We start from the raw sequence: 17832 nt of genomic DNA, 5'->3' as shown, positions 1-17832 counted from the left end.
ATGAAACGTCCAATTTATCTTGATTACGCAGCAACCACTCCAGTAGATCCGCAAGTTGCAGAACGTATGATGGAGTGTTTAACTTTCGACGGTACCTTTGGTAATGCTGCGTCTCGTTCTCACGCTTATGGCTGGCAGGCAGAAGAAAAAGTTGAATATGCACGTGAGCAAGTAGCAAATTTAATTAAAGCTGATCCACGTGAAATTGTTTGGACTTCTGGTGCAACTGAATCAGATAACCTTGCCCTTAAAGGTGTAGCTCAATTCTATGCATCTAAAGGCAAACATATCATTACAAGTAAAATTGAACACAAAGCTGTTCTAGATCCTTGTCGTGAATTAGAAGAACAAGGCTTTGAAATTACTTATTTAGAGCCAGAACCACAAACAGGTTTAATCACTCCTGAAATGGTTAAGGCTGCCCTTCGCCCAGATACTATTCTTGTTTCTCTTATGATGGTAAACAATGAAATTGGTACAGTCACAGATGTAGCGGCGATTGGTGAATTAACACGTGCCAACAAAACATTTTTCCACGTAGATGCAGCACAAGCAGCTGGTAAAGTTGATATCGACTTATCTACGATGAAAATTGACCTTATGAGTTTCTCTGCTCATAAAATTTATGGTCCAAAAGGTATCGGCGCATTATATGTACGTCGTAGCCCGCGTGTTCGTCTAAAAGCACAAATTCATGGTGGTGGTCATGAGCGTGGTATGCGTTCTGGTACTTTGGCTACTCACCAAATCGTTGGTATGGGTGAAGCTTTTGAAATTGCAGGTAAAACAATGCATGCAGAACAAGAGCGTCTCCGTAAACTTCGTGACAAACTTTGGAACGGTTTACAAGACCTTGAACAAGTGTTCTTAAATGGTCACCCAACTCAAAACGTTGCAAACTATTTAAACGTTAGCTTCAACTTTGTTGAAGGTGAATCTTTAATGATGTCGCTTAAAGATGCTGCTGTATCAAGTGGTTCTGCTTGTACTTCTGCAACTTTAGAGCCTTCATATGTTCTTCGCGCATTAGGTTTATCTGATGAGCTAGCACACAGCTCAATCCGCTTTAGTTTTGGTAAATACACAACTGAAGAAGACATTGACCACGTGCTTACAATTACCAAAGCCGCTGTTGAGAAATTACGTGAACTTTCTCCGCTTTGGGATATGTACAAAGAAGGTATCGATCTTTCTACAGTTGAATGGGCAGAACACTAATTATTGAAATTAGTGTTTTAACCCTCATATTAATATTAGGCTGACCCCGAGGTTTGGAGAAGCGAAATGGCTTATAGCGAAAAGGTAATTGATCATTACGAAAACCCACGTAATGTTGGTGTTTTAGATAAAAACTCTGAAAATGTTGGTACAGGTATGGTGGGTGCACCTGCATGTGGCGACGTGATGCGTTTACAAATTCAGGTAAATGATAGTGGTGTGATTGAAGAAGCACGCTTCAAAACTTATGGTTGTGGTTCTGCAATTGCATCAAGCTCACTTGTAACTGAATGGTTAAAAGGTAAGACTCTTGATGAAGCTCAAGCGATCAAAAATATTGATATCGCAACTGAGCTTGCTCTTCCTCCAGTAAAAGTTCACTGCTCTGTACTAGCTGAAGATGCAATTAAAGCTGCGATTGATGATTACCGCAGTAAAAAATCTAAAGCTTAATTTGTTACCATTGTAAACGTTGGAGTTTTCATGATTCATTTAACTGAAAATGCTGCGACTCATATTAGCAATTACCTTAAAAATCGAGGTAAGGGTGAAGGCATTCGCGTGGGTGTGAAAACTTCTGGTTGTTCTGGGTTGGCTTATGTTCTCGAATTTGTTGATTCTGTCGATGAACATGACCAAGTTTTCGAACAATTTGGTGTTAAGGTTTTTGTAGATCCAAAAAGTCTTGTCTATTTAGAAGGCTTAGAAATGGACTACGTAAAGAATGGCCTTAACGAAGGGTTCGAATTTAACAATCCCAATAAAAAAGGTGAATGTGGTTGCGGTGAGTCTTTCACTGTATAACTCCCTCTTCTCCTTCCATCCTTTTCATTAAAACAGTGACTTTTTATAGCACTGTTTTAATGTATTTAATTAACGTGGACCTCCTTTCTAATGAATCATTTTGAGTTGTTCAATTTACCCGTAGAACTCGATATCGATTTGGCGAGCTTAAAATCTAGTTTCTTAAGTTTGCAACAGCAATATCACCCAGATAAAGCAGAAGATAAAGATCAGGCATTGATCAAATCAAGTGAAATCAATCAAGCTTTTAAAGTACTTTCGCAAGTAGATAGCCGCGCCGCTTATCTATTAGCGTTAAAAAAGCAAGATCACCACCTCGATCAGTCCATTAGCGATTTTGAGTTCCTACAATCAGCTCTAGAGCTTCGTGAGCAACTTGATGAAGCAACTTCACAAGAGCATTTAAGTACTCTTAAGCAAGAAGTTTTTCAGTGGATTGATGGCTTAGTTCGCGAATTTAAAATTGACTACTCAGATGAAGATTGGGGCGAAGCTCGAGATACTGTACGTAAATTACGTTTCTTTCAGCGCGTTCTTAACGATATTGAAAAAGCAGAAGATCAACTGTTGGATGATGAAGACAACTTTGATTTAGACGATGATTTTTAATTTGCTTTTTCCAATTTATATTCAAAGGATTTAACTCATGGCACTTTTGCAAATTGCTGAACCGGGTCAATCCAGTGCCCCACATGAACACCGCATTGCGATTGGTATCGACCTAGGAACAACACATTCTTTAGTTGCGACAGTGTTATCAGGCAAACCAAAAGTCCTTAACGACGAAAAAGAAAGACGACTTCTTCCTTCTATTGTGCATTATGGAAATGATGTCACTCATTATGGTGAAGAAGCAAAACCTTTCATTATTGCTGATCCAAAAAATACAATTGTTTCTGTAAAGCGTTTCATGGGACGCTCAAAAGCAGATATCAAATTTCAACACCCATATGAATTAGTGGGTTCTGAAAATGAGATGCCAGCTTTCGAGACACGTTCTGGTCGTAAAACGCCTGTTGAAATTTCAGCTGAAATTTTAAAACAACTAAAAGAGCGTGCTGAATCTAGCTTACAAAACCCAGTAAATGGAGCCGTAATTACTGTTCCAGCTTATTTTGATGAAGCACAACGTCAAGCAACACGCGATGCCGCACAGCTGGCTGGGTTGAATGTATTACGCCTATTAAATGAGCCAACTGCTGCTGCTGTGGCTTATGGTTTAGATCAAGAAACGAATTTAGCTACAGATCATAACTATGTGATTTATGACCTAGGTGGTGGTACTTTCGACGTATCAATCCTACGTTTTTCACAAGGTGTCTTTGAAGTATTAGCTACAGGTGGTCATACTGCTTTAGGCGGCGATGATTTAGATCGTCTCATTGTTAAGTGGGCTAAAAAACAATTAAATATTGATACGCTAAGTGATGAAAACTATGCAGTATTTATTGTTGCTGCTCGCCAAGCAAAAGAACAACTCTCTACACAAGAATCCGTTCAGTTAAAACTACTTGAAAATGTACTAAGACTTGATCGTTCAACCTTTGAGAGCATTATTCAAGTTGCTTTAGACAAAACAATCAGTGTTTGCAAACGCGTTTTACGTGATGCAAAACTTGAGTTATCAGATATTCAAAATGTTGTTTTAGTAGGTGGCTCTACCCGTTCGTATGCTGTTCAGCAAGCAGTTCGCAATGTGTTTAATCAAGAACCACTTTGCACGATTAATCCTGATGAAGTAGTAGCGATTGGAGCTTCTATCACAGCCAATCAATTAATTGGAAACAGCCAAGACGGCTCACTACTTTTAGATGTTACTCCTCTTTCTCTTGGCTTAGAAACCATGGGTGGATTAGTAGAGCGTCTTATTTCTCGTAATACAGCTATTCCGGTTGCTCGTCGCCAAGAGTTTACTACGTATCAAGATGGCCAAACTGCCATGCTGATTCATGTAGTTCAAGGTGAAAGAGATTTAGTCGAACACTGTCGATCGTTAGGAAGATTCGTTCTTCATGGCATTCCTCCAATGACTGCTGGTCAAGCACGTATTGAAGTTACCTTTCAGGTAGATGCAGATGGCTTGCTTACTGTTTCAGCTCGTGAAACAACTTCAGGTGTACAAGCTCAAATTGATATTAAACCATCTTATGGTTTATCAGAATCTGACACTGAACGCTTGTTAATTGAAGGTTTCCAACACGCAGAAGAAGACAAAAATCTGCGTCATTTAAAAGAAGCCAAAGTTGAAGCTCAACGTGAGCTTGAAGCATTAGAACAAGCACTGAAAGTTGATGCTGATTTACTCAATGATGAGCAACTCGAAGCACTTAAAACTGCTGAGAATACGCTTAAAGTACAACTTGAAGGTAATGATATTCAAGCAATTGAAAAAGCTGTAGAACAACTTAAAGTACATAGTGATGCTTTTGCTGCACTACGTATGAATCGACATATTGACCACGCCTTAAAAGGTACAAAACTTGAAGATTGGTCAAATTCAAACTAAAGGTATAGGTGATCAATATGCCCCGCATTAAAGTACTTCCTCACGCTCAATTTTGTCCTGAAGGTGCAGAATTTGAAGTTGAACAGAATGCAAATCTTTGCAAAAGTTTGCTTGATCGAGGAATTAAAATCGAACACGCATGTGACATGTCATGTGCTTGCACTACCTGTCACGTAGTAGTTCGTAAAGGTTTTGATAGCCTAGAAGAAATGGATGATGTTGAAGCAGATCTTTTAGATCGCGCTTGGGGTCTTGAACCAGATTCTCGCCTCTCATGCCAAGTAAAAATTGTTGATGAAGATTTAGAAATCGAGATTCCTAAATATACAATCAACCACGCTTCAGAAAATCATTAATCGTGTTAATAAAAAAAGCTGCTTTAAAAGCAGCTTTTTTTATATTTTATAAACTCTAAACTTGGTCTTGTGGATCTATCTCTAAAGGTTTAACTTCATCTTCAAGTCTTAACTGTGCAATACCTTGAGTATTTACTAAAGTTTGTTGAACTTTAATTCGTTGAATCATCTTCTCAAGCACTTCTACTAATTCAGGATATTCATAGTTTTGTACTTCTTCTAAATTAAGTACCAAGTGAAAGCCTTTATACTCATAATCGAACCATTGCTGATGATCCGATTTATTGCCTGTATATTTCTCCATCACTTGCCATGTCTTTACCGCACCTTGAATACCTTTTAGATAAATCGGTGTTTTAGGAGCGCACAAGAAATCACTTTTAATTAATTGATAAGTATCGTCTGAAATTAAGATTTCATCTATTTCAGCAGCATATTGCAAACGAGCCGCTAAATTCACATCACGACCTACAATCGTATAAGCCATACGATGTGTTGCCCCATAATTTCCTACGTGGCAATAACCAGTACTAATGCCCATTCGGATATGCAATGCTGAGTAACCCATTTTTTTCCAGCGCTCGCGCAACAATTTCATTTGCTGACGCATAGCGATTGCCATTTCTACACAGGCTTTAGCATCTTGCTCCACACCTTGTGAATTCGGATCACCAAAAAATATGAGAATGGCATCCCCCATAAATTTATCAACTGTAGCTTCATACTGTTTAGCAATTTCAGTCATATGGCTTAAATAATCATTAAGCAAAAATGCCAAATCATCTGGAATCAAAGTTTCTGATAACTCTGTAAAACCCTGAATATCAGAAAAAAACACTGTCATTTTTTTACGCTTATATTCAATCTTTGCTTCAGCCTCACCGCGCATAATAGATTGCCATAACTGTAATGGCGCATAACGACTTAACTGATTAGCAAAAGCAATATAGCGGGTCATTTGGTCATAGTAATGTTGTCGCTGCTGGCTGATTTTTTTAACCCAACGATGCTGGTAGTAGTTTCCGATAGTAATAAACATAACCAAGCCAAGAAGTGTAATTACAGTCAACTCTTGGCTAGTAGGCTCAAAATATGTATAAAAACCAAATAAAAAGAAAGTACTTAAATAAAAAATAATCGCGCCTAACAAGCTGGTCAAACAAATGACTGCGAAAGAAATACGGCTATTAATTGCTGAATAAAATAATGCGAAGAGTGCAATAAATGTAGGCACCAAATTAAGATGCAGACCTGCTAAGGTAACTGCTACAACAATTGCATCGATTGCAAAGAAAACACTTTTTTGAGTTTTTTTATCGAATTGGTACTGAAGCCAGTGTTCTAACTTCGAACTAATAAAAAGCAGAAATAGGAAAAAAGGTGGAACATAGATCTGATAATTAGTATTAGGTGAGGTAAAAGCATAGATCACTAAAATTAATGACAGAATTGAATATCCCATCAAACGATGAAAATATGCAAACTGCTTAGGCTCTCTATCGATAAACCTCTCTAATTGCACCCTATCCTCCACACCTCAATGTAGCCACATTCATATAAATGTGGCTTTGCATTGATTTAGTCCATGCGCCAATCAAATGGCATATCACCTTGACCACGTAACGCAAGCATAAGAGTTTGACGCATATGAGCCAGCACATCATTTGTATAAGGAACCGCAGGTGTACCCCATACTGGTTTAGGCCATGCAACATCATTCTGATAACGTACAACATGATGGAAATGCAATTGAGGCACCATATTCCCCAAAGCTGCAACATTCATTTTATCAGCACGGAATACGCGAGATAACTGGCTAGATAACCAACTTGATTCACGTAAAAACTGTTCTTGGTCAGCTTGGCTCAACTCATATAATTCTGTGATTCCCGGCACACGAGGGATTAAAATCAGCCAAGGGAATTGCATATCATTCATTAAACGACATGTTGAAAGCGGAAAATCGCCTACAAAAAAAGTATCTTGAGCAAGTTGTGGATGCAAACTAAACATATCTTTTATAAATGACAATAAACAATAATGGCTAATACTATCACATCAGTTTTAATGTGAGTATTGCTAGTGTCTGGTTTGATTACAAATAACAATGATTTTATGCACTTATTCCCCGAATAGACCAAGAAATCGCGCATAAAATTCTGTTATCAACATACAAAAGATTCTTGTTGAGTTGAAATCACTTTAAAACACTATTTAAGCATGTAATTCATTCAATAATTTCGCTAACAAATCATTAATAAATTGGATTCGTTTTTCCTGTTCTTCAAGCTGAACCATAACTTTTAAACGTTGACCACCTTCCATACGATAATAGGTGGGATGTTTTTGCATGAGTTGAATAATACTGATGGCCTGAACAGGTGTATCAGGCGAGAATTCAATATTGCCACCTTGAGTATTAATATCGATTTTAGTAATACCTAACTGTTCAGCTTTCAGGCGAATTTGGTGAACACTAAATAAGTGTTTAACTGATTGCGGTGGAACCCCAAAACGGTCAATCAGCTCCATACGGATATTGTCGAGCTTTTCTTGGGTATCTGTATTACTAATACGCTTATAGAATAATAAACGCTGATGTACGTCACCTAAATACTCATCTGGAATCAGTGCAGGAATATGTAAATTAATTTCTGCAGTTAATGATAAAGGTGCATCAAAATTCGGCGTTTTCCCTTGCTGAATCGCTTTAGTAGCTTTTTCCAGCATTTCCATATACAAACTATAACCAATTGCTTGCATTGAACCACTTTGCTGCTCACCTAAAAGCTCACCTGCGCCTCGAATTTCTAAATCTTCTGTAGCCAGCATGAAACCAGCACCAAGAGTTGAAGCACGTTGGATTGCATCAAGGCGTTTTTCAGCATCACCTTTTAGATGCTTTATCAAAGGAACTAATAAATAAGCATAAGCTTGGTGATGTGAACGCCCCACACGGCCACGCAGTTGATGTAATTGAGCTAGACCAAGTTTGTCGGCCCTTTCGATCAAAATGGTGTTGGCATTTGGAACATCAATTCCTGTTTCAATAATGGTTGAGCATACCAATACATTGTATTCTTTGTGATAGAACTGTTGCATGACTTGCTCAAGTTCTCTTTCCCTCATTTGTCCGTGGGCGACTGCTACACGAGCTTCTGGTACAAGCACACGAATATTTTCAGCTGCTCTCTCAATCGTATCAACTTCATTGTGCAAGAAATATACTTGGCCACCACGTAGTAATTCACGCAAGATCGCCTCTTTAATAGAAGCTTCGGTATGTTCTTGTACAAAGGTTTTAACAGCTAAACGACGGGCTGGCGGTGTAGCAATGATAGATAAATCACGCATTCCCGAAAAAGCCATATTTAAAGTTCGTGGAATTGGTGTAGCTGTAAGCGTTAACATATCAACATCTGCGCGTAATGCTTTAATGCGCTCTTTATCACGCACACCAAAACGATGTTCTTCGTCGACTACCATTAACCCTAGATCTTTAAACTGTACATTTTCTTGTAAAAGTTTATGGGTACCCACCACAATATCGACTTTACCTTCAGCAAGATCTTCAATATTTTTCGTATGCGTTTTATTTGAACCAAAGCGTGATAGTACTTCGATACGAACAGGCCAGTCGGCAAAGCGGTCTTTAAAAGATTCATAATGCTGTTGAGCAAGTAATGTCGTCGGTACTAATACAGCGACCTGCTTACCATTTTGCACCGCAACAAATGCTGCTCGCATTGCAACTTCTGTTTTACCAAAACCAACGTCCCCACAAACAAGTCGATCCATGGGTTTAGCTTGTTGCATATCATAAAGTGTCGCTTCAATAGCATTGGCTTGATCAAGTGTTTCTTCATACGCAAATCCACTCGCAAATTGCATATAAAGTGACTGATCGACTTCAAAACCAAAGCCAGGTTTTGACTGACGACGTGCTTGTATATGTAGCAACTCTGCTGCAACATCATGAATTTGTTCTAAAGCTTTACGTTTAGCCTTACTCCACGCGTCAGTTCCAATTTTATGTAATGGTGCTAAATCCGGATCTCCGCCACTATAGCGACTAATGAGATGCAAGTTAGTCACAGGCACGTAAACTTTTGCCTCTTCAGCATAGTCTAGTTGCAAGAATTCATAATCTTGCCCTTCAATTGCTAAAGTAATTAACCCAGCATAACGCCCTACACCATGGTCAATATGAACAACAGGAGCACCTATGCTTAATTCGGTCAAACTACGAATTAGGAATTCTTCTGAAACTTCTTGCTGACGTTTACGACGACGTTGAACTACGCGATGCTCATACAACTGATTTTCTGAAATAACAGACAATTGATCGGTTAAAAGCAAACCACGATCTAATGGTGCATTCGTAATCGCAATCGCAAACTGACTTTTCTGGAATTGCTCAAAACTATCTACGCTAGGAATATCTCCCAGACTAGCACGCAAGCCATCTCTTAAACTTTCACGTCGACCAGCACTTTCTGCAACCAATAAAACAGGATGATTTGCTTCATCAATATATTTTTTAACTACAGCAAATGGTTTTTCTTTTTTCGGATCAACTGGCAACTTAGGTGGTTGCTCAACCTTAAGATTTAGAGCCCCAGCTTTTTCTTCAACTGCTTCAGCGCTCACAAGCATACGCGGGAACTGATTTAAAGTACTTAGTAAGTTATTTGGTGCAATAAATAACTCATCAGGAGGGAGAATTGGCTGGTCTGCGTTATGGCGTCTATCTTCATAGCGACGAAAAACTTCTTTCCAAAAACTGGTTAAATCAATATCTATATCATTATTTGTAATTACAATGCAATTCTTTGGAAAGTACGTTGTAAGTGTACTTTGAGATTGCATGTGAGTTTTATCAAAAAATAACGGTAAATAAAACTCAATTCCCGGAGACGCAATTCCATCAAGAACATCTTGGTAAATTGGGTTTTTCTTAGGATTTGCAGTCGGAAAAAGTTCAGAATAACGGTCTCTAAAAATTGAACGAGCTTCTTTTAATGGGAACTCTTTTGCTGGTAAGACGGTAAAACTTTTTAAAGTAGTTGTTGTTCTTTGCGTTTCTGGATCAAAGAATTTTAAAGTATCAATTTCATCATCAAACAGGTCAATACGGATAGGTGCATCTTGACCAGATGCAAAAATATCCATAATGCTACCACGTACAGCAAACTCACCATGGTCATAAACCGTATCTACTAAATGATACCCAGCTTGTACTAACCGTAGCTTCTGTTGTTCTAAATCAAATTTTTGCCCCACACGTATATCGAAATGCTCACCTAAAACCCAAGAATATGGTGCAACTCTTTGAGCTAAAGTGCTTGCTGAAATGAGCAATATACCTTTTTGCGGCATATTGGATAAAATCGCGAGTCGTTCTGAAACAATATCTTGATGAGGTGACAAGCGGTCATACGGCAAAATTTCCCAATCAGGGAAAATTGTCGGTTTTATGCCATAAAATTCAAGTTCACTTTCTAACTGAGCAACATGTTGGTTATTTCGAGCTACTACAACGAGCAAAGATGAATGCTGAACGGCAATTTCTTTGAATAATAATGCAGCAGAAGAACCTAATAACGACCCTACCCAACGCTTTTCACCGGCTTTGAGCTGTTGTAAATTCAATTGAGAGATTTCTTGTTGAAACATGTATATGGCTTTTATCAGCTAAGAAGGATATGAGCTCAATAGTAGCATGATGTTTTTAGTGAAATGAGTTATTTTTTTGAAAATCAAACTACTAGTTGGCCCTACTTTTTATATTTTTTAATCAATCAACTATGATTATTTATCACGCAAAAACAAAACGTAATATTGATTTAAAATTTGTATAATCGCTTTGAGTTGAAGTAGCTTTTCTTGAGTATTTTCCAATCTTGCAACATAGCGCTGTGTTGCGATTTCTAAATCAATCTTTTCATTAATTTGTGGCGTAATTTGAAATAACTTTTGAAGATTATCAAAATTCTGTAATTTACGGTTTGAGAAATATTCAAGATGCTCTGACCACTTCTGATTAATCACTACATCATTAATGATAGGCCCACGTTCAGAATCAAATTTTAATTGATTCTCTTGCAAGTAAATTTGTTCAGGTGTCTCTTTTGAGCCTTGAAAAAGCTGCGTTATCTTCTTAAACATTTCATCACATCTTATTTATTTCAATTTAAATAATGGAAGTAATCTAGTCACTCCCATCATTTGAGTCTTCTAAACTAACGACTATTCATCGCCTAAATCATCAAGAAAATCTACAGTCGGTACAAAAAATAAAGTACCTGTTTGAGCAGTACTAAAGTCAAGCAAACGATCAAGATTACCATCCTCATTGCCTAGAAACATGTTTTCAAGCATTTGTCGGGTTGTACTAAATTTACGTGAGTAACCGATAAAGAATGTACCATATTCATTTCTAGACGGATTTGAAAAAGGCATATTAGCTCGCATAATTTTAAGCTCATTGCCTTCTGCGTCATGAGCTTTACTAACGACATTATGAGCAGTTAAAGGTTTTTCATCATCGCCGAGCTCAACATCATTGAACTTTTTTCGGCCGATCACTTTTTCTTGCTCTTCGTCAGTTAATGAACGCCATTTGTCCATATCATGTGTATATTTTTGGATAAAAGCATAACTTCCCCCGATAAAGTCAGGGTCTTCATCGCCTACTAATGCCCACTGTGCTGCAATAACAGGTTCAGGATTCTCTGTTCCATCCACAAAGCCAATAATTGCACGACCGTCAAAATAACGAAAACCATGAACTTCATCAATTGGATACGTTACTTTACCAAGCTGTTGATTAATTATATTGCCCAGCTCGTAACATAAAGTCTGACGATCAGCACGTATATGGAAAAATAAATCACCCGGAGTTGAGACAGCCGTGTATTTCGGACCTCTAATTTCTTGAAATGGCTCTAACTCTTGAGGCTTGGATTGCTCTGGAAATAATATATCCCATGCATTGGAGCTAAAACCTAAAGTGGCATTAAATTTACTATCTGGGTAACGATTAAAGAGACTTCTGGTTAGTGCTGAAAAATTAGCAGCAAAATCTTTTACTTTTTCTATTACAGAATCACCTTGAGCTAGCCCCAATACAATAAATAATGCATTTTCACCAGGAGCACTCGTTACAGGTTGAATTCTCATACATTCCATAAAATATGCCTTTTTAGGTATTTAAGCTTATTAATTTAGCATACTCATATTTTTTTCATACAACCTGTTAAGAAATCTGATGTTGATAAGAGTTTAAGAAAACGCCTAAACTCTTACTCAGATTAAGCTTAATCAACGTCCATATTGCTTTTTTAAATACTTTACGATTTGAGCCGACTCAAACATCTTCACTCCCGTATTTGGGTCTACCAAGTATGGTACTTGCATTTTATCCTGCATAATCGGCAACAGCTTTTCCCTTTTCCCACCTTCTAAAGGTATATATTTCCCTGGTTTTAAGCGAAGAATAGCAGGTCCCATATCTTGCCATCTCTCTTTTGCTACATTATGCAAAATATATGGAAGCTCAAGTTCAGAGAGTAGACTTCTTACAATTCGTGAATACGGACTTGCTTCAAAACTCCATAACTCAAGTTTTTGCTCAGGTGCAGCTCTATCAACAATTTTTTTATTTATCCATATTCCACGAGCTCCATTTAATATAGTTCCAGCAACTGCAACATAAGGCATGTTTGGGTAACTCGAAAATTTCTGTGGTGTTTTCCCTGTCTTGCCATAATGTTTAAATAAATGATGAATAATATCCTGTGATTCATATAGCTGATCGCCAGTATTTTCATCAATTAAAAAAGGAAATTGTAATTTGCCACCTTTTTCTTTTACAACTGAACGATACTTTGTTCCGCCTTTAGGACATGGATAAACTTCCACGTCCAGATTCAAAAGTGTAATCACTTCACGAACACGACGGCAAAATGGTGAACCTTCAAATTCATATAATTTCAAAGCCTTTACAGGTTGTTGTGGAAATGCTGTTCCTGAAACACCTCTACCACCTTCAGCAATTGCAGATACAACTGCTTGAAGTACTTTAATTTGATGAATCACCATCATGCCTTCCTTTATATTAGAGAATTAGACTAATTTTTCTTTTGCTATCACAATCCCATTATTATCAGCATAGATAAAATCACCAGATTGAATTGTGACTCCACCAAAATACAAATTAATATCTACCTCACCAATGCCCTTACGATTACTTTTTTGTGGAATTGCAGCCAATGCATGTACTCCCAAATCTAAGGTCGCAAGTGCATCAACATCTCTTACACAACCGTAAATCACTACACCATTCCAATTATTTTTAACCGCTGATTCAGCAATCATGTCACCCATGAGTGCACAGCGCATAGATGCACCACCATCTACCACTAATACTTTGTCTGTACCATCTGTTGCCAATAACTCTTTTACACGTGAGTTATCTTCAAAGCACTTTACTGTTACAACCTGTCCCCCAAAAGTTTTACGTGCTCCATAACTTTGAAAGAACTTGCCATCCATTGATGGGATTACAACCTGTAAGTCTTTTTCAGGGTTATCATCTAATAAATCACATGTTACAAATGGTACTGTCGACACTTTAATACTCCCTTATCGAGTTTGTTGTATGCTCAGATTATCATATCGTTTAAAGGCTTCAATTTGCGTTAGTGCCGCTACGACCATCGTATGAGCCAATTGCTCGGCAGTTACTGGCTTATATTTGAATGGCTTTTGAAATTTATTCTCGATAAGTTTAAATAGACTTTGCCCTAAGTCTTCAATAAACCGTACATCGCTGCGTTTACCAATCAGTAAAGATGGTCTAAAAATAGATAGCTTTTCGAGTTCTAGACTCTCAATATAATCTTCTAACTGTCCTTTCACTTTATTATAGAAAATTGGAGAATTTGCATTTGCTCCAAGGGCACTCACTAGCAATAGATGAATATGTTTATCTTGCACTAAATCTGCTAAATGAGCATTGATTTCATAATCTACAGCGTAAAAAGCCTGTTTTGAACCAGCCATTTTTAATGTTGTTCCAAGACAGCTAAATGCATGGGTATGGCCATTCACATCTTCATCATTGAGTAATAAAAAATCCTCTATAACGAGTTGAGTAACTTTTTTATATGTATTAAGTAGTTGTGATTCTTTTCTGACCACAACAGTAATCGCTTCAAATTCCGGAGTTTGCTCAAGCTGTTCGACAAGCGCTAAACCCACAAGTCCCGTAGCACCTATCACAATTGCTTTTTTAGTACTTATAGTCATTTTTTATCCAACCCTCTTTAAGTTTGTATCAAATTTAACCTTTTCTTACCGTTTTAGCAGCCCCTAAAACCGCTTAAAATGCTCGCAAGGCTTGACTTCACGGTGTTGATTCATCACAATATGGCACTTGTTTACGGGCTGGTGATGGTTACACCAGTTTACTGAATTGACCACAGCCCGCCCAGACCAACTTATTTTCAAGGAGTGCAAGAGTGGCAAACTCTGCTCAAGCTAAAAAACGTGCGCGTCAAAACGTTACAGCGCGTAAACACAACGCAAGCTTGCGTTCTATGGTTCGTACCTACATCAAACGTACTTTAAGTGCAATCGCTGGTGGTGATTATGCTGTTGCTACAGAAGCTTACAAAAAAGCTGTTCCTGTAATCGACCGCATGGCTGATAAAGGCATCATCCACAAAAATAAAGCTGCTCGTCATAAGAGCCGTTTAAATGCTCAAGTTAAAGCGTTAGCTAACTAATTTGAACATGTAAAAAAAGCCCAATAGGGCTTTTTTTATTATCTATCGTTTTTGAGCTTATAGCACTTTATGAAATTTAGCTACATTCAGTTCGTAGGCCTTTCCTCTCCAAATCCACTTTAATTTACAATTTGGAAACTCTTCACCTTCAAACCATACAAATAACCCTTCCATCATTTCCGGCCAGTCTTCTTTCTTAATTTTATTCTCGCCAGAAATTACAGCAACAATTGCTGCAATAATCGTGTCATGACTCACGGCTAAACTAAGACCGCCTTTAGTTTTTGGATGAGTCCGGTAAATAAGCTCTAGTACATCTAAAACACCTGTAATGGGATGTTTCATACCAGGTAATGCATTATTTACAAAACTATTAATAAAACCTAAAGCACCCTGCTTTTTAAAATAAGGAGCAGCTTGTTGTATATCCAACACAAAGCTACCCGGTTCAACAAGTAGCCCTTGCTCAATAATTTCAATCGTATGAGTATTTGATTGGGGACTTACATCGTCAGCCCCTTCAATCATGAGTGCCGCCGTATCGACACAGCGTTGTATTGGACTTGAAATACAATGCTGAATAACACGATCTGTATTTTTGATTAAGTAATTACCCCATGCCTGCGCAAGCTCACGTCCTTGAGGAGTAAGTTGGAGATCATAACCAGCCAAGCCCTGCCCATCTACAAGTTCTCTTAAAGAATGGCGCGTAAATAAGGTTACAGGAGTTGAAGCATCGGGCAATAAATCAATTGCTTCAAACATACTTTTAGGCAATAAATCGAGTGCCATCTTTATCTTGTCATCTTTTTTCAATACTTTGCCACTATAACATGTCTGGCATAACTCTCAATCTATAACACCTGATTGGGCTAATGCTTCAAATGCTATTTTTTTGCTTTCCTGATCACGAAAAGCGATAAAGCCCTTATTTAAAACCGTGCTTCTTTGGTTATATTCAAAAGGTTTTCCATCAAGAGTAAGTAAACCACCGCCTATACTTTCTAAGAGACCTTGACCAGAACTGGTATCCCATTCAGAAGTAGGATGAAAGCGTGGGTAAATATCTATTTCACCTTCTAACATCATGCAAAACTTATAGGCACTCCCAGCTTCTCGTCGAATAATACGATGTTCTTTTTCTATAGGTTGAATAAATTTTTGGTATTTTGGATTTTTACTACCGTGACTAAGTCCTATTTGTATAGGTGCATCTAGCGAAGTTGAACTAACCTGATATTGATACCATTGTTGTTGGCTAAAGCTATATTTAAAAGGTAAATCTTGTAGATATCCTAAGTACACAACTTGTTCACATGGCACAGCAATAACTGAGAAAACAGTTTCTTTGCCGTTGATCAAGCTTAGATTGATCGTAAATTCATCACGTTCATGTATAAATTCTTTGGTTCCATCGAGTGGATCTAACATCCAACAAGTAGACCATTCATGACGGGCACTATAATCACTTTCTTCAGACAATACAGGCAACTCTGGAGTAATCTCTGCAAGATGCTTTAATAAAAATCTATTTACCTTTAGATCCGCTTGGGTTACAGGTGAATCATCTTGCTTTTCATGAATAGTAAACTCATAACCCGCAGAATAATTTTGATATTCTTCTAGTAAAATCTGACTCGCCTGTTCCAAAATAGGCAAAAGTTGATTAATTAAATTATCTTGTGGGCGCGTAGTTGTTATAAACATAAATATGCTCTACATAGTTTCACTTCCATTATAGGTGAATTATGAACAATTCTATATTCGCCAACAGTTTGATTTACTAAAATAGTAATTTATCCTAATCATTAGGATTGTTACTTTCCACCTATGCTATTTAGGTAATATAAATAATTTTAATATTTATAAAAGTCTTTATTCCGTACAAAAAATAATCTATAAGTTATGAAAAATAAACAACTTAAATCAGATTTATCCATTTCCTTTTCATATATTTCTTGGTATGTTCAAGGACACAATAACAAGATGGAAGAAAGTGCACATGATGCTATATGGATATCATTTCTCAACAATAGAACATAACTGGGAAGACCTTAAGCCCTTAAATGAGTTTCTACAAACATTTGCAGATGATGATGGTGATGTCTCAACACGAGATAAAGAATCACTCAAAGAAATCATAGCGAAATCTGATACAGCTTTGGCTCTCGCTAGAGAAATGGGTTGGGATGGTAGTTATACAGGCTGCCCTTATCTATTCTGGTTACCAAGTAAAAATAGCCAATCTTTTGAATATGGCTTTGTATTTAAACAGACCTCAGATAATACAACTTTTGTGATTTCACCGATTGAATTGAGCTATTTAGCTGAAGATTCTGAAGTACAAACATTAAGTAAAAATATTGAATAAGTCATATAGGTTATTGATTCAAATTTGACATCAATAACCTCATCTTAATTTTAGATAGATTAGTCAAACATACTTAACTGTGGTGTCGGTTTTATAATTTTTTCTTTTGGGACATGAGAGCATTCAAACTCTTCAACTGGAAAACCTTCAATAAAGCTGGAAATATCTGGTGTTTCTAAACTTAACCATTCATCTAGTCGTTCATGTGGAATCACAATAACTGATCGTTTAACATCGCCTGGCTCATGAAAATCTTTCATCATTGGATGGTCTATAGCATCCATGGTCAACATACTTGCAGAACGAATAATCGTTTCATTCATTTTGCAAATTTCGTAGATCGCTGCAATAAAAAAAGCCTGCCCATCTTTACGGCGTACACCCCACCGCTCAGGCTTATCATTTATATACTTACTTTCATAAAATTCGGTCACTGGAATCACACCAAATTTACATTTAAGTGCAGCTTCTTGAAAACTCGGTTTTTGGAAAATAGTCTCATGGCGGGCATTGTAGGTATGTTTTGCTATATTTGTATCTTCAGCCCATTTTGGAACCAATCCGAACATCACTTCACGCCACTCAAGCCCTTGTAGTGATTTAAATAATAGTGGCATTGTTCCTGCAGGATAAACCTCTTCGGCATAGCTAAAGCCGACCACAGGCAACTGAAGTTGCTGTAATTGGGCAAGCGTTAAAGGTTTAAAATTAGCGCACATAACAAGAATAAAATACTCTACATTTACTTCTTTTATTTTATAAGCATTTACCACATAAACCAAATAA

General features: G+C 37.4%; 19 protein-coding genes. 8 read left to right on the top strand and 11 right to left on the bottom strand.

Features of this window, described 5'->3' with window-relative positions; genetic code table 11:
* The 6 genes from J580_RS06870 to fdx all read left to right on the top strand — a co-directional run bounded on the left by J580_RS06870 (nt 1) and on the right by fdx (nt 4884).
* Nucleotides 1–1218 (top strand): IscS subfamily cysteine desulfurase, encoded by a 1218-nt coding sequence (locus tag J580_RS06870; RefSeq protein ID WP_002117998.1) that lies wholly within the window; start codon nt 1–3, stop codon nt 1216–1218.
* A 66-nt stretch (nt 1219–1284) separates the two neighbouring features.
* On the top strand, nt 1285–1671 hold the full coding sequence (gene iscU / locus J580_RS06865; protein ID WP_002117907.1) for a Fe-S cluster assembly scaffold IscU: 387 nt from the start codon (nt 1285–1287) through the stop codon (nt 1669–1671).
* Between the two features lie 30 nt (nt 1672–1701).
* A complete protein-coding gene (gene iscA, locus J580_RS06860; protein WP_002117986.1) occupies nt 1702–2022 on the top strand; it encodes an iron-sulfur cluster assembly protein IscA in 321 nt (106 codons plus the stop codon).
* A 90-nt stretch (nt 2023–2112) separates the two neighbouring features.
* Entirely contained in the window at nt 2113–2631 is a 519-nt protein-coding gene (gene hscB, locus J580_RS06855) for a Fe-S protein assembly co-chaperone HscB (RefSeq protein ID WP_002117921.1), read from the top strand.
* 37 nt (nt 2632–2668) lie between these two features.
* Nucleotides 2669–4528: a Fe-S protein assembly chaperone HscA gene (hscA, locus tag J580_RS06850; protein ID WP_032003550.1), complete on the top strand. Its 1860-nt coding sequence runs from the start codon at nt 2669–2671 to the stop codon at nt 4526–4528.
* A gap of 17 nt (nt 4529–4545) precedes the next feature.
* Nucleotides 4546–4884: an ISC system 2Fe-2S type ferredoxin gene (fdx, locus tag J580_RS06845; protein ID WP_032003549.1), complete on the top strand. Its 339-nt coding sequence runs from the start codon at nt 4546–4548 to the stop codon at nt 4882–4884.
* Between the two features lie 55 nt (nt 4885–4939).
* Here the strand turns inward: fdx and J580_RS06840 are convergent, their stop codons facing one another.
* The 8 genes from J580_RS06840 to J580_RS06805 all read right to left on the bottom strand — a co-directional run bounded on the left by J580_RS06840 (nt 4940) and on the right by J580_RS06805 (nt 14196).
* A complete protein-coding gene (locus J580_RS06840; protein ID WP_032003548.1) occupies nt 4940–6406 on the bottom strand; it encodes an adenylate/guanylate cyclase domain-containing protein in 1467 nt (488 codons plus the stop codon).
* A gap of 56 nt (nt 6407–6462) precedes the next feature.
* Nucleotides 6463–6897 carry an HIT domain-containing protein gene (locus J580_RS06835; RefSeq protein WP_002117900.1) on the bottom strand — a complete coding sequence of 145 codons (435 nt, stop codon included), beginning with the start codon at nt 6895–6897 and terminating at the stop codon, nt 6463–6465.
* A 201-nt stretch (nt 6898–7098) separates the two neighbouring features.
* A complete protein-coding gene (gene mfd / locus J580_RS06830; protein WP_032003547.1) occupies nt 7099–10560 on the bottom strand; it encodes a transcription-repair coupling factor in 3462 nt (1153 codons plus the stop codon).
* 135 nt (nt 10561–10695) lie between these two features.
* Nucleotides 10696–11052: a hypothetical protein gene (locus J580_RS06825; RefSeq protein WP_032003546.1), complete on the bottom strand. Its 357-nt coding sequence runs from the start codon at nt 11050–11052 to the stop codon at nt 10696–10698.
* An 81-nt stretch (nt 11053–11133) separates the two neighbouring features.
* Nucleotides 11134–12066: a Dyp-type peroxidase gene (locus J580_RS06820; RefSeq protein WP_081037760.1), complete on the bottom strand. Its 933-nt coding sequence runs from the start codon at nt 12064–12066 to the stop codon at nt 11134–11136.
* A 141-nt stretch (nt 12067–12207) separates the two neighbouring features.
* The gene (locus tag J580_RS06815) at nt 12208–12990 is read right to left on the bottom strand and encodes a glutathione S-transferase N-terminal domain-containing protein (RefSeq protein WP_081403553.1); all 783 of its coding nucleotides are present in this window, start codon (nt 12988–12990) and stop codon (nt 12208–12210) included.
* A 21-nt stretch (nt 12991–13011) separates the two neighbouring features.
* A complete protein-coding gene (gene rraA / locus J580_RS06810; RefSeq protein WP_032003543.1) occupies nt 13012–13518 on the bottom strand; it encodes a ribonuclease E activity regulator RraA in 507 nt (168 codons plus the stop codon).
* Nucleotides 13519–13530: 12 nt separating this feature from the next.
* The gene (locus J580_RS06805; protein WP_017399521.1) at nt 13531–14196 is read right to left on the bottom strand and encodes an NAD(P)H-binding protein; all 666 of its coding nucleotides are present in this window, start codon (nt 14194–14196) and stop codon (nt 13531–13533) included.
* A 212-nt stretch (nt 14197–14408) separates the two neighbouring features.
* On the opposite strand from J580_RS06805, the gene rpsT reads away from it, so the two are divergent.
* Nucleotides 14409–14675: a 30S ribosomal protein S20 gene (rpsT, locus tag J580_RS06800; RefSeq protein ID WP_002117906.1), complete on the top strand. Its 267-nt coding sequence runs from the start codon at nt 14409–14411 to the stop codon at nt 14673–14675.
* Nucleotides 14676–14732: 57 nt separating this feature from the next.
* Here the strand turns inward: rpsT and J580_RS06795 are convergent, their stop codons facing one another.
* A complete protein-coding gene (locus J580_RS06795; RefSeq protein ID WP_002117975.1) occupies nt 14733–15467 on the bottom strand; it encodes a histidine phosphatase family protein in 735 nt (244 codons plus the stop codon).
* Nucleotides 15468–15524: 57 nt separating this feature from the next.
* Nucleotides 15525–16382, bottom strand: a complete 858-nt coding sequence (locus J580_RS06790; protein WP_005069479.1) for a 3'(2'),5'-bisphosphate nucleotidase CysQ family protein — start codon at nt 16380–16382, stop codon at nt 15525–15527.
* Between the two features lie 295 nt (nt 16383–16677).
* Between J580_RS06790 and J580_RS06785 the strand changes: the two genes are divergently transcribed.
* On the top strand, nt 16678–17046 hold the full coding sequence (locus J580_RS06785) for a hypothetical protein (protein ID WP_005069482.1): 369 nt from the start codon (nt 16678–16680) through the stop codon (nt 17044–17046).
* A 59-nt stretch (nt 17047–17105) separates the two neighbouring features.
* Here J580_RS06785 and J580_RS06780 read toward each other — a convergent pair whose 3' ends face one another.
* Nucleotides 17106–17765, bottom strand: coding sequence for an SOS response-associated peptidase family protein (locus J580_RS06780; RefSeq protein ID WP_032003542.1), 660 nt, complete (start codon nt 17763–17765; stop codon nt 17106–17108).
* Between the last annotated feature and the right edge of the window lie 67 nt (nt 17766–17832).

This window comes from Acinetobacter sp. 1542444 (assembly GCF_000581835.1).
Classification (GTDB): Bacteria; Pseudomonadota; Gammaproteobacteria; order Pseudomonadales; family Moraxellaceae; genus Acinetobacter; species Acinetobacter pittii.
This window is presented reverse-complemented; position numbering and strand designations above follow the sequence as displayed.

Bases quoted from the DNA above. Each gene is read 5' to 3' on its own strand.
- J580_RS06870 (WP_002117998.1), top strand. From the start codon at position 1: ATGAAACGTCCAATTTATCTTGATTACGCAGCAACCACTCCAGTAGAT.
- iscU (WP_002117907.1), top strand. From the start codon at position 1,285: ATGGCTTATAGCGAAAAGGTAATTGATCATTACGAAAACCCACGTAAT.
- iscA (WP_002117986.1), top strand. From the start codon at position 1,702: ATGATTCATTTAACTGAAAATGCTGCGACTCATATTAGCAATTACCTT.
- hscB (WP_002117921.1), top strand. From the start codon at position 2,113: ATGAATCATTTTGAGTTGTTCAATTTACCCGTAGAACTCGATATCGAT.
- hscA (WP_032003550.1), top strand. From the start codon at position 2,669: ATGGCACTTTTGCAAATTGCTGAACCGGGTCAATCCAGTGCCCCACAT.
- fdx (WP_032003549.1), top strand. From the start codon at position 4,546: ATGCCCCGCATTAAAGTACTTCCTCACGCTCAATTTTGTCCTGAAGGT.
- J580_RS06835 (WP_002117900.1), bottom strand. From the start codon at position 6,897: ATGTTTAGTTTGCATCCACAACTTGCTCAAGATACTTTTTTTGTAGGC.
- mfd (WP_032003547.1), bottom strand. From the start codon at position 10,560: ATGTTTCAACAAGAAATCTCTCAATTGAATTTACAACAGCTCAAAGCC.
- J580_RS06825 (WP_032003546.1), bottom strand. From the start codon at position 11,052: ATGTTTAAGAAGATAACGCAGCTTTTTCAAGGCTCAAAAGAGACACCT.
- J580_RS06820 (WP_081037760.1), bottom strand. From the start codon at position 12,066: ATGAGAATTCAACCTGTAACGAGTGCTCCTGGTGAAAATGCATTATTT.
- J580_RS06815 (WP_081403553.1), bottom strand. From the start codon at position 12,990: ATGATGGTGATTCATCAAATTAAAGTACTTCAAGCAGTTGTATCTGCA.
- J580_RS06805 (WP_017399521.1), bottom strand. From the start codon at position 14,196: ATGACTATAAGTACTAAAAAAGCAATTGTGATAGGTGCTACGGGACTT.
- J580_RS06795 (WP_002117975.1), bottom strand. From the start codon at position 15,467: ATGGCACTCGATTTATTGCCTAAAAGTATGTTTGAAGCAATTGATTTA.
- J580_RS06790 (WP_005069479.1), bottom strand. From the start codon at position 16,382: ATGTTTATAACAACTACGCGCCCACAAGATAATTTAATTAATCAACTT.
- J580_RS06785 (WP_005069482.1), top strand. From the start codon at position 16,678: ATGATGCTATATGGATATCATTTCTCAACAATAGAACATAACTGGGAA.
- J580_RS06780 (WP_032003542.1), bottom strand. From the start codon at position 17,765: ATGTGCGCTAATTTTAAACCTTTAACGCTTGCCCAATTACAGCAACTT.